The following is an 11225-nucleotide window of genomic DNA, read 5'->3' as shown; positions in this document are numbered from 1 at the left end:
CACCCTACCTCGACTTCCCTCATTCGCCCGGCGCCCTCGGCCGGGCCGGAGATTGACCGATGGCGGAAACGCAGATTCCGGTAACCGTGCTCACGGGCTATCTCGGGGCCGGCAAGACGACCCTCCTCAACCGCATCCTCTCTGAAAACCACGGCAAGAAATATGCGGTGGTGGTCAACGAGTTCGGCGAGATCGGCATCGACAACGACCTCATCGTCGAGAGCGACGAAGAGATCTACGAGATGAACAATGGCTGCGTCTGCTGCACGGTGCGTGGCGACCTGATCCGTGTCGTCGAAGGGCTGATGAAGCGGCCCGGCGGCTTCGACGGCATCCTGGTCGAGACCACGGGCCTCGCCAATCCGGCGCCGGTCGCGCAGACCTTCTTCATGGACGAGGACGTGCGCGCCAAGTCGCGGCTCGACGCCGTCGTCACCGTCGCCGACGCCATGAACCTCCTGAAGCGGCTCGACGATTCGCCCGAGGCCGAGGAGCAGATCGCCTTCGCCGACGTGGTGCTGCTGAACAAGATCGACCTTGTCAGCGCCGAGCAGATCGCGGCCGTCGAGCGGCGCATCCGCGAGATCAACCCGCACGCCACCATCCATCGGACGGAGCGCTCGGCGATCGACCTCGACAAGGTGCTCGACCGCGGCGCGTTCGACCTCGACCGCATCCTGACCCTCGATCCCGAATTCCTCGAGGGCGAGGACGATCATGATCACGATCATGAATGCGGCCCGGACTGCGATCACGACCACCATCACCGCCACGCCCATGGTCACGATCATGGTCACGACCACGATCACGACCATCACCACCACCCGCGGCATGACGAGTCGGTGTTCTCGATCTCGCTGCGCGGCGGCGAGCTCGATCCCGGCAAGTTCTTCCCGTGGATCCAGGAGGTGACGCAGGTCGAGGGGCCGAACATCCTGCGCCTCAAGGGCATTCTCGCCATGGACCGCGACCCGGACCGCTATGTGATCCAGGGCGTGCACATGATCATCGAGGGCACGCATCAGCGCCCCTGGCGCGATGACGAGCCGCGCGAGAGCCGACTCGTCTTCATTGGCCGCAAGCTGAACGAAGACGCGATCCGCAAGAGCTTCGAAGCCTGCCTGGCCAAGAAGAACTAGGATCGCCAAGACCTGAATTGTTCAGCCGGCGGCGGCGCGCCGCCGGCTTCCCTCTCCTCCCGACCGACCGACGGACGATGCCGACCCTGCAGACCTTCCCCTTCGGTGCCTTCGTCGTGGGCGCCGCCTTTCTCCGCGGCACGCCGGTCTTCGCGCTCGGCGACGGGCGGGTCGCACGGGTCGACGGCGCCGCCGCCGAGACGTCGGTCGCGCATCAGGGCGGCCTGCTCGCCGCGGCCGTCAGCGCCGATGGCGAGCAGCTGCTGACCTCCGGCGATGACGGCCGCGTCGTCGCCAGCGATGCGGCCGGCGGTCTCGTCGAGCTCGCGAGTCGGCCCAAGAAGTGGATCGACCAGCTCGCCACGGGCCCGAACGGGGCTTTCGCCTTCGCCTATGGCCGCGAGGCGGTGGTGCATCTGCCGGATGGCAAGGAGCGCGTGCTGCAGCACGAGCGCACCGTGGGCGGCCTCGCCTTCGCGCCCAAGGGCCTCCGGCTTGCAGTCGCGCGCTACAATGGCGCCTCGCTCTGGTGGCCGGCGACCGACGCCAAGCCGACCGATTTCGAATGGAAGGGCTCGCATCTCGGCGTGACCTTCTCGCCGGACGGCAAGTTCCTGGTCACGTCGATGCAGGAGAACGCGCTGCATGGCTGGCGCGTCGCCGATGGCGGCGGCCATATGCGCATGTCCGGTTATCCCGGCAAGGTCAGGTCGATGTCCTGGTCGGCGAAGGGCCGCTTCCTCGCGACCTCCGGCGCCGAGATGGCCGTGCTCTGGCCGTTCCATTTCAAGGACGGCCCGATGGGCCGCCAACCGCTGCAGGTCGGCAACCGGCCGACCAGCATCGTCTCCTTCGTCGCGTGCCACCCGACCGAGGAGGTCGTGGCGATCGGTTACAAGGACGGCATGATCCTCGCCGGCCGCTACGGCGACGGCGGCGAGGCCGCGCTGCGGCAGGCCGGCGAAGGCGGGCCGATCAGCGCGCTGGTCTGGGACAAGGCGGGCGTCCGCCTCGCCTTCGGCACCGAGGAAGGTGTGGCGGGGATCGTCGATCTGCGCGGCTGAAGCCCATCAGCTGCGATAGACGTTGATCGCGAAGAGGATCATGCCGATCAGCGTCACCAGCGAGCCGAGGATCACGAGCGGCTCGCCGACCGGGACCTGCAGCAGCGTCAGGATCAGGCCGGGGATAATGACCCAGACGCCCACGGTCGAGATCCAGAACTGCACGAAGGCGGCGCGCCAGGCTGCCTTGGCCGGCACGGCATTGTAATAAAGCCCCATCAGCGCGAGCGAGACCCAGCCGATCAGGTTGAGATGCGCGTGCGCGGGCGCAAGGGTGAAGTCCTGCTTCATGCCCATTGCAATCCCGAGCAGCATGCCGAGGATCACATAGATCACGGCCGACTTGATGAACCACTGACTGAGCTTTGGCATGGGGTCTCCTCCACCGGCGAATCGCTCATCTTCCTCGCAGCGAGACTATTCACGTCCGCAGCGGGATTGCATGCAATTTCGCGCCAGGTTCCGCGCCCTGCTCGCCGCGCTCGCCGGTCTGCTGGTCCTGCCGACCGGAGGCTTCGCGGCTTTGCCCGCGGGGGGCGAGACGACCGAGCAGACGATCTGCCGGCTGATCGAGACGTCCGCTTCGGCGGAGGCGCTGCCGGTCGATTTCTTCACCCGGCTGATCTGGCGCGAAAGCTCGTTCCGCCCCGGCGTCACCAGCCCGGCCGGCGCCAAGGGCATCGCGCAGTTCATGCCCGGAACCGCCGCCGAGCGCGGGCTCGAGGATCCGTTCGATCCGGAGGCGGCGATCCCCGCTTCGGCCGGCTATCTCGCGACGCTCCGCGCCCGGTTCGGCAATCTCGGCCTTGCGGCCGCCGCCTATAATGCCGGCCCGACCCGCCTCGCCCGCTGGATCGCCGATGGCGGCTACCTGCCGCTCGAAACGGAAGACTATGTGCTGTTCATCACCGGTCGCCCGGTCGCCGAATGGGCGGCCAAGGGACGCGAGGCGCCTGCCGCGCCGACGCCCGCCCCGATCGGTCCCGGCGAGATCGATGCCGGCATGGCGCGGCCGGGCACCGGCGCCAGGGCGCCGCGCATTTCTGCCGTGAAGACGGCCATGGCGGACTGCGCCACCACGGTCGCGGCGATCCGCAAATCCGCGCCGCGGATCTATGACGGCGTCTATGCCCCTTATGGCGTTCAGCTCGCCGGCAATTTCTCGAAAGCGCGGGCGATCGCCGCCTATGAACGGCAGGCCGGGCGCTTTCCGGCGCTTCTCGCCGGCAAGCCGACGCTCATCCTGGGATCACGCGCACCCGGCCGCGGCCGGCACGCCTTCTATCGCGTGCGCCTGCCTGCGGGAACTCTGAAGGAGGCGAGCGCGTTCTGCCGTGATCTGAAGCGCGCGGGCGGCAATTGTGTCGTGCTGAGAAATTGACGCCTTGATAGCCAAGGCGCGCCAAGTTCAACGAACACGACTTGTCACACTATCCTCTGCACGCCAAAGTCTCTTCGAGCGACCATTTCAAGGGCGCAATTCAGGGAGGTTCTTTTGTGCATTAATTGCGGCTTGAATGATGTCCTTGGTCAATTTGCGTCCGGTCAGTCCTCCCGCCTGATGCAGGCGCATGGAATCAGCCGGCGAGGATTTTTCGGCGCAGCATTCGCCTGCACCGCGGCTCTGGGTACCACGTCGCTCCCGGCCTTTGCGGCTGAGGAGACGGGCACGACCTTCATCCTGCGCGGCGGCAAGGTCTATACCCAGAACCCGAAGCAGCCCTGGGCGGAGGCCGTCGCCGTCTCCGGCAAGAAGATCACCGCCGTCGGCACCAATGCGGAGATCGATGCGCTCAAGACCGAGGGGACGAAAGTCGTCGAGCTCGACGGCCGGCTGGTCATGCCGGGCTTCGTCGAGGGTCACACGCATCCCTTCCTCGGCGCGTTCCTGACCTCCGGCCTCAATCTCCAGCTTCCCGATCTCGATGCTGTTCTCGCCGCGATCGAAGCCCATGCGAAGGCGAATCCCACCGGCCCGATCCGGGGCTTCGGCTGGCGCGTCGACATGTTCCCGCCGTCGGGCCCGACCCGGCAGCTGATCGACAAGATCATTCCCGACCGACCGGCCTATTTCTTCGCCGTCGACGGGCACAGCCTCTGGGCCAATTCCAAGGCGCTCGAGATCGCCAAGATCGGCAAGGATACGCCGGATCCAGTCCCGCGCTTCAGCTATTACGCCCGCGACGAGGAGGGCTTCCCGACTGGCTACGCGCTGGAGGTCAACGCCGTCCTGCAGCTCGTCAACGCCGTGCAGCCGATCTCGCCCGATGCGATGGCGGGCCTGATGATCGACTGGCTGCCGGGCGCGTCGGCGGCCGGCATCACGTCGCTTTTCGATGCGGGCGTGCCGCCGATCGGCGCCGACCAGGCTACGGTGCTGTCGATGTACACAACGTTGGACAAGCAGGGCCGCCTGCCGTTCCGCGTCGTCGGGTCCTACATCGTCAAGTCGCCGCCGATCGACGATGCGGTGGCTGAACTGAAGAAGATAAATGCGTCGGTCTCCTCCGAGCTGGTCAATGTCTCGGTGATGAAGATCGTCGGCGACGGGACGCAGGAAGGCTATACGGCCTGGCTGGTCGAGCCCTATTCGGACCGCCCGGATTTCCGTGGCGGCTCGCCCTTCTCGACGGAGGACTGGATCAAGCTGGTCGGCATGTCGGATGCCGCCGGGTTCGACGTGCATATCCATGCCTGCGGTGACGGGACCGCCCGGATGGGGCTCGACGCCATCGAGAAGGCGATCGCCGCCAATCCCGCCCGCGAGCGGCGCCACACGATCGCCCATCTCGTCTATGTGACCGAAGAGGATATTCCGCGTTTTCGCCCGCTCGGCGTCAACGCGCAGTTCTCGGCCAACTGGTTCTCCGCCGATCCCGACACGCTGATCAACATGAAGGAACGGTACGGCGAGCGTCAGCAGAAGATCTACCGCGCCAAGACCGCGCTGGAGGCCGGCGGGCGCATATCCTTCGGCACGGACTGGCCGGCGGCCGGCTATTTCTCGACCTACAAGCCGCTCGATTCCATCCAGATCGCGGTGACGCGCCAGCTGATCGGCAATCCCAATAATCCGATTCTGCATCCGGTTTCGGAGCGGCTGACGCTGGAGCAGGCTGTGCACGCCAATACGCTCGGCGCCGCCTGGCAGATCCGGCTGGACGACAAGGTCGGCAGCGTCGAGACGGGCAAGTTCGCGGACCTGATCGTGCTCGAGAAGAACATCTTCGAAGGCGATGTCTATGACATCGCCTCCACGAAGATCGACCTCACGCTGATGAACGGCAAGGTCGTTCACGGCACCGCCTGAGCGCGAGGGGCTGTCCCGCCCCTCGCGGGGCAGCCTCACGCCAGCGAGTGAACCAGCACGTTGCGGAACTGCCAGGGGTCGCTCTCGTCGATATCCTCCGGGAAGAAGCCCGGCCGGCCGGTGAGCGGCGTCCAGTCCGTGTAGATGCCCTCGACCGTTCCGAGATAGGGCCGCTGCACCCGCAGGCAGAAATGATAGTCCATGTCGTCGGCTTCGACGATGCCGGCGCTCGGATGGGCGAGCGCCCAGGCCATGCCGGCGACGACCGACGAGGTCACCTGCAGGCCGGTGGCGTTCTGGTACGGCGCGCGCTCGCGCGCCTCGTCGATGGTCAGCCGGGACCCGTACCAATAGGCGTTCTTGGCATGGCCATAGAGCAGCACGCCGAGCTCGTCGCGACCGGAGATGATCTCCTCTTCCGTCAGGATGTGCTGGCGTGACTGCGGCTTGCCGGCTCGCCCGAACAATTCGTGCAGCGAGAGCACCGCGTCGTTGGACGGGTGATAGGCATAGTGGCAGGTCGGGCGATAGACGACCTTGCCGGCCTCGCGGACCGTGAAGTGGTCGGCGATCGAAATCGCCTCATTATGCGTCACCAGGAAGCCGAGCTGCGGTCCCGGCGTCGGGCACCAGCTGCGCACGCGCGTGTCGGCGCCCGGCCCGAGCAGGAAGATGGCCGCGCCCGAGCCCGTGTCATGGGTGCGGGCATGGTCGGGCACCCACTTTTCATGCGTGCCCCAGCCGAGTTCGGCCGGCTGCAGGCCCTCGGAGATGAAGCCGTCGACCGACCAGGTGTTGACGAAGGTGTCGAGGGGCTTGGGATTGCGCGAACGCTGCGTGTCGCGCTCGGCGATATGGATGCCCTTGACGCCGGTCCGGCGCATCAGCTCCGCCCATTCGGGCCGCGTCTTCGGCTCGTCGAATTCGAGATCGATGTCACGGGCGACATCGAGCAGCGCGCGCTTCACGAACCACGACACCATGCCGGGATTGGCGCCGCAGCACGAGACCGCGGTCGCGCCGCCCGGATTGGCGCGCTTCTCGGCGAGGAGCGCCTCGCGGAGGCTGTAGTTGGAGCGCTCGGCCGGATCGGCCTTGTGATCGTAGTAGAAGCCCGGCCAGGGCTCGATGACGGTATCGATATAGAGGCTGCCGAGCTCGCGCGTCAGGCGCATGATGTCGAGCGAGGAGGTATCGACCGAGAGGTTGACGCAGAACGCCTGGCCCGGTCCCGCCGTGAGCAGCGGCGTCAGGATCTCGCGATAGTTCTCGCGCGTCAGCGCCACGCGGACATGACGTGCGCCGAAGGTCGCCAGCAGGCCGGAATTCTCGTCGCTCGGCTCGACGACGACGATATGCGAGCGATCGATCGCGAAGTGACGGCGAATCAGCGGCAGGACGCCGCGGCCGATGGATCCGAACCCGATGATCACGACGGGGCCATCGATGCGACCATATACAGGCCAACTGGTCATATCGGTGTACTCCTTGAACTTGGCACGACGACTTCGGCAAGGCTGCCGATAGGGCAGCTCATAGCCTCCTTGCGTGACGATACAGAAAAAGAACAGGCAAAAGTAACCCCGCCCGACATCATCGGGCGGGGGCGGTGACGAGCCGAAGCTGCAATCAGGCTGCGAGACGGACCGGCAGACGCTCTGCGAGGTCGGGAACGAGGGCCGGCGCGACGAGGTCGCCGGTCGGCACGATCAGGCCGCGGGCACCCGCCAGCGCACCCGAACGAAGCTCGAGCGCGAGGAAGCGGTTGCGGTCGACCGGGCCCGGCATCAGCAGCCGCGCCGTCAGGCCGTTCGCGAAGCCGAAACGGCTGTAATAGGGCGCGTCGCCCACCAGCACGATCGCGCCATGCCCGGCCGCAGCCGCGCGGTTGAGCGCGAGGCGCATCAGCTTCGAGCCGACGCCTTCGCCCTGGAGCTCGGGCGCCACGGCCAGCGGGCCGAGCAGCAGCGCGTCGCGGCCGCCGGCCGAGACGTTCCACAGGCGCACCGTGCCGACGATGCTGTCGCCGTCGCGCGCGACGAGGGCAAGGCCCTCCGCCGGCAGGCGGCCTTCACGCAGCCGCTCCGAGGATTTCGTGAAGCGGCCCTCGCCCATGGTGCGGTCGAGCAGGATCTCACGGGCGCCGGCTTCCGCCGGCGCCTCGACGCCGAGATGAATCATGTTCGTGACGCCTTCGAATGCCCGGTGATCAGATCACGTAGGAAGCGAGCGGCTGGAAGCCGTTGAAGGCGACGGCCGAGTAGGTCGTCGTGTAGGCGCCGGTGCCCTCGATGAGCACCTCGTCGCCGATCGAGAGCGTGACCGGCAGTTCGTACGGCGTCTTCTCGTAGAGGACGTCCGCCGAATCGCAGGTCGGGCCGGCCAGGATGCACGGCGCCCTGTCGTCACCATCATGGATCGTGCGGATCGGGTAGCGGATCGACTCGTCCATCGTCTCGGCGAGGCCGCCGAACTTGCCGATGTCGAGATAGACCCAGCGCACCTGGTCCTGCTCGCTCTTCTTCGAGATGAGCACGACTTCCGACTTGATGATGCCGGCATTGCCGACCATGCCGCGGCCCGGCTCGATGATCGTCTCGGGAATGCGGTTGCCGAAATGGCGCTTCAGGGCACCGTCGATGGCCGAGCCGTAGCTCTCCACGCCCGGAATGTCCTTCAGGTAGCGAGTCGGGAAACCGCCGCCGAGATTGACCATGGAGAGCTGGATGCCGCGCTCGGCCAGCGTGCGGAAGATCTCCGCCGCCGAAGCGAGCGCGCCGTCCCAGGCCTCGACATTGCCCTGCTGCGAACCGACATGGAACGACACGCCATAGGCGCGCAGACCCAGACGGTGCGCATGCTCGAGCACGCCGACGGCCATTTCAGGCTCGCAGCCGAACTTGCGCGACAGCGGCCATTCCGCGCCGGCACCGTCGCAGAGGATGCGGCAGAAGACGCGCGCGCCGGGGGCCGCACGGGCGACCTTCTCGACCTCGACTTCGCAGTCGACCGAATAAAGGCGGATGCCACGCTCGAAGGCAGCGGCGATGTCGCGCTCCTTCTTGATCGTGTTGCCATAGGAGATGCGGTCCGGGCTCGCGCCGGCGGCGAGCGCCATGTCGATCTCGGCCACCGAAGCGCAGTCGAAGCTCGAGCCGAGCGAGGCGAGCAGCTTCAGCACTTCCGGAGCCGGGTTGGCCTTGACCGCGTAGAAGATGCGCGTGTCCGGCAGGGCATGGGCGAAATTGAGATAGTTCTCGCGCACGACCTCGAGGTCGACGACGAGGCAGGGGCCCTCAGGACGTCGGGTATTCAGGAAATCGATGATGCGAGCGGTCATCTCAGTTGTCCCCATGAGCCCAGCGACAGGCCCAAAAAAGCGTTGCGAAACGAGCGAGCGGAGCGAAACCTTCACGCCGGCCGCTGTGGACGCGGCCGGAGCGCAGATGGCGATCCGATTTGCCGGAAGAACCGGCTGCTTTCGCGGGTGACAGTCGCCTCGATCTCGCGGTTGCGATATCGTGTGCGCCGCCTTCGCTTGGAACGGGGAACCCGATCCGCACGCCCGGCAAGGATGTAGTGCCTCTTCAGTAACCCCGGCCTTTGGAGAGCCGGTAGAGACCAAAAAAGCCCGCTACGTCGTTGCTTCAAGTCGCGTCCTCCGCGGAGACGGAGTTCACCGGTTCGCTTTCCGGCTGCCGACCTTTCCGGGACTTCCCCGGACTCCTCGTGGCCCTTTCGGGATCCACATGGGCGTCGCTTCGGCCTCTTGTCCGAAGCCCCACCGGTCGGCACGCAACCACAGGCACGTGCGATAATTGGGCAAGCGGTAGGTATGCCGAACGCACCCCTGATTCAAGCGACTTTTTGCATTCGCCCCGAAAAATCCGCGCCGGGGGTCCGGCAACACCGCCCAGGGCCGGAAAGTCGCCGCAAAGGCGCAGGAAATGTGATGTTCCGGTGACGAAAATGACATCTTCGGCCCCCTGCCGCAGGCTTGGGCAGAAGCTGCGCAGATAGGCGGCAGGCCTTGATTCGCCCTTCCGGCGCCCCCGCGATTCGCCTAAGCAGAAGCCAGCTTTCAGGAGGCGGATGTGAGCGAGACGGTCGTCGGCGAAAAGGGCATGGTGGTGGCGCCGCATTTTGCGGCGGCGGAGGCGGGCGCCGAGGTGCTGCGGGCCGGCGGCAACGCCATCGAGGCGATGATCGCGACGGCCGCGACGATCGCCGTGGTCTATCCGCACATGAACAGCATCGGCGGAGACGGCTTCTGGCTGGTGCGGGAGCCCGGCCGTCCGCCGCGCTATATCAAGGGCTGCGGCTCGGCCGGCTCGAAGGCGACGATCGCCGCCTATCGCGAGAAGGGCTATGACCGCATCCCGACGCGCGGCCCCGACGCGGCGCTCACCGTCGCCGGAGCCGTCTCGGGCTGGCAGCTCGCCTATGAATACGCGCAGAGCGTCGGCGGCCGGCTCGACCGGCAGACGCTGCTCGCCAATGCGATCGCCCATGCGCGGTCCGGCATTGCCGTCACGCGCTCGCAGACGCGGCTGACGCGCGAGCATTTCGAGGCACTCAACGCCGCGCCGGGCTTCGCCGAGGCCTTCCTCGTCGATGGCCAGGTGCCGGAGGTCGGCACGATCATCCGGCAGGAGCGGCTCGCCGAGACCCTGGATCACCTCGCCCATGCCGGCTTCGACGATTTCTATCGCGGCGACGTGGCTGCCACGATCGCTGACGACCTCGAGCGGATCGGCAGCCCGGTGACGCGCGAGGATCTGGCGCGTCATGAGCCGCGCTTCCGCCAGCCGCTGTCGGTCCGCCTCAGCGACGTCGAACTGTTCAACGCCCCGCCGCCCACGCAGGGCGTCGCCTCGCTGATCATCCTCGGCGTGTTCGAGCGCCTCGGCGTCAAGCGCGGCGAGAGCTTCGAGCATGTGCACGGTCTGGTCGAGGCGACCAAGCGCGCCTTCCTCATCCGCGATGCGCATGTGACCGATCCGATCATCGCCGGCGATCTTTCGGTCCATCTCTCCAATGCCGTGCTCGACCGCGAGGCAGGCGCCGTCGACATGCGCCGGGCGGCGCCCTGGCCGCAGGTCGCGCTGAAGGGCGACACGGTCTGGCTCGGCGCGATCGACGCGAACGGCATGGCCGTCTCCTATATCCAGTCGGTGTTCTGGGAATTCGGCTCGGGCGTGGTGCTGCCGCGCACCGGCATCACCTGGCAGAATCGCGGCTCGTCCTTCTCGCTCGATCCCAAGGCGCGCAATCCGCTCCACCCCGGCCGCAAGCCCTTCCACACGCTGAACCCGGCCATGGCCTCGTTCGACGACGGCCGCTTCATGAGCTACGGCACGATGGGCGGCGAAGGGCAGCCGCAAACGCAGGCCGCAGTCTTCACCCGCTATGCCCGCTTCGGCATGGACCTGGCCCGGGCCGTCGATGCGCCGCGCTGGCTGCTCGGACGGACCTGGGGTTCGGACCACACCAATCTGCGCCTCGAGAACCGCTTCGATCCCGATCTCGTCCTGGCGCTCGAACGGGCGGGGCACGATGTCGAGGTCCTCGATGCCAGCCATGCGGACCTGATGGGCCATGCCGGCGCTCTCGTCCGGCGACCCGACGGGCGCATCCTCGGCGCGACGGACCCACGCTCCGACGGCGCGGCGATTGCCGCCTGAAGCGGCAGTTTTTTTGGCATTGGATGAA

9 protein-coding genes are annotated in these 11225 nt (G+C 66.9%); 5 read left to right on the top strand and 4 right to left on the bottom strand.

The genetic code is table 11. The features are described from left to right. Positions 1-59: 59 nt before the first annotated feature. Both GGR25_RS13020 and GGR25_RS13015 read left to right on the top strand, forming a co-directional pair. A complete protein-coding gene (locus tag GGR25_RS13020) occupies positions 60-1139 on the top strand; it encodes a CobW family GTP-binding protein (RefSeq protein ID WP_183399204.1) in 1080 nt (359 codons plus the stop codon). Between the two features lie 77 nt (positions 1140-1216). After that, positions 1217-2203, top strand: coding sequence for a WD40 repeat domain-containing protein (locus GGR25_RS13015; RefSeq protein ID WP_183399203.1), 987 nt, complete (start codon positions 1217-1219; stop codon positions 2201-2203). A gap of 6 nt (positions 2204-2209) precedes the next feature. On the opposite strand, the gene GGR25_RS13010 is transcribed toward GGR25_RS13015, so the two are convergent. After that, on the bottom strand, positions 2210-2575 hold the full coding sequence (locus tag GGR25_RS13010; RefSeq protein WP_183399202.1) for a hypothetical protein: 366 nt from the start codon (positions 2573-2575) through the stop codon (positions 2210-2212). Positions 2576-2645: 70 nt separating this feature from the next. Here GGR25_RS13010 and GGR25_RS13005 point away from each other — a divergent pair, with 70 nt between their 5' ends. Further along, positions 2646-3584 carry a lytic transglycosylase domain-containing protein gene (locus tag GGR25_RS13005; RefSeq protein WP_183399201.1) on the top strand — a complete coding sequence of 313 codons (939 nt, stop codon included), beginning with the start codon at positions 2646-2648 and terminating at the stop codon, positions 3582-3584. A 180-nt stretch (positions 3585-3764) separates the two neighbouring features. Further along, on the top strand, positions 3765-5513 hold the full coding sequence (locus tag GGR25_RS13000) for an amidohydrolase (RefSeq protein ID WP_183399200.1): 1749 nt from the start codon (positions 3765-3767) through the stop codon (positions 5511-5513). Positions 5514-5548: 35 nt separating this feature from the next. Here the strand turns inward: GGR25_RS13000 and GGR25_RS12995 are convergent, their stop codons facing one another. The 3 genes from GGR25_RS12995 to GGR25_RS12985 form a co-directional block, all read right to left on the bottom strand. Beyond that, positions 5549-6988, bottom strand: coding sequence for a homospermidine synthase (locus GGR25_RS12995; RefSeq protein ID WP_183399199.1), 1440 nt, complete (start codon positions 6986-6988; stop codon positions 5549-5551). Positions 6989-7142: 154 nt separating this feature from the next. Further along, positions 7143-7694, bottom strand: a complete 552-nt coding sequence (locus tag GGR25_RS12990) for a GNAT family N-acetyltransferase (protein WP_183399198.1) — start codon at positions 7692-7694, stop codon at positions 7143-7145. 28 nt (positions 7695-7722) lie between these two features. After that, a complete protein-coding gene (locus GGR25_RS12985) occupies positions 7723-8853 on the bottom strand; it encodes a type III PLP-dependent enzyme (RefSeq protein ID WP_183399197.1) in 1131 nt (376 codons plus the stop codon). Positions 8854-9607: 754 nt separating this feature from the next. Here GGR25_RS12985 and GGR25_RS12980 point away from each other — a divergent pair. Beyond that, a complete protein-coding gene (locus tag GGR25_RS12980; RefSeq protein ID WP_380146741.1) occupies positions 9608-11197 on the top strand; it encodes a gamma-glutamyltransferase family protein in 1590 nt (529 codons plus the stop codon). Positions 11198-11225: the final 28 nt, after the last annotated feature.

Origin of the sequence: Kaistia hirudinis (assembly GCF_014196455.1) — a bacterium.
Lineage (GTDB): Bacteria > Pseudomonadota > Alphaproteobacteria > Rhizobiales > Kaistiaceae > Kaistia > Kaistia hirudinis.
This window is presented reverse-complemented; position numbering and strand designations above follow the sequence as displayed.

Excerpts from the sequence above, each read along its gene's own strand:
- GGR25_RS13000 (WP_183399200.1), top strand. The coding sequence starts at position 3,765 with ATGCAGGCGCATGGAATCAGCCGGCGAGGATTTTTCGGCGCAGCATTC.
- GGR25_RS12990 (WP_183399198.1), bottom strand. The coding sequence starts at position 7,694 with ATGATTCATCTCGGCGTCGAGGCGCCGGCGGAAGCCGGCGCCCGTGAG.
- GGR25_RS12995 (WP_183399199.1), bottom strand. The coding sequence starts at position 6,988 with ATGACCAGTTGGCCTGTATATGGTCGCATCGATGGCCCCGTCGTGATC.
- GGR25_RS13015 (WP_183399203.1), top strand. The coding sequence starts at position 1,217 with ATGCCGACCCTGCAGACCTTCCCCTTCGGTGCCTTCGTCGTGGGCGCC.
- GGR25_RS12985 (WP_183399197.1), bottom strand. The coding sequence starts at position 8,853 with ATGACCGCTCGCATCATCGATTTCCTGAATACCCGACGTCCTGAGGGC.
- GGR25_RS13005 (WP_183399201.1), top strand. The coding sequence starts at position 2,646 with ATGCAATTTCGCGCCAGGTTCCGCGCCCTGCTCGCCGCGCTCGCCGGT.
- GGR25_RS13010 (WP_183399202.1), bottom strand. The coding sequence starts at position 2,575 with ATGCCAAAGCTCAGTCAGTGGTTCATCAAGTCGGCCGTGATCTATGTG.
- GGR25_RS13020 (WP_183399204.1), top strand. The coding sequence starts at position 60 with ATGGCGGAAACGCAGATTCCGGTAACCGTGCTCACGGGCTATCTCGGG.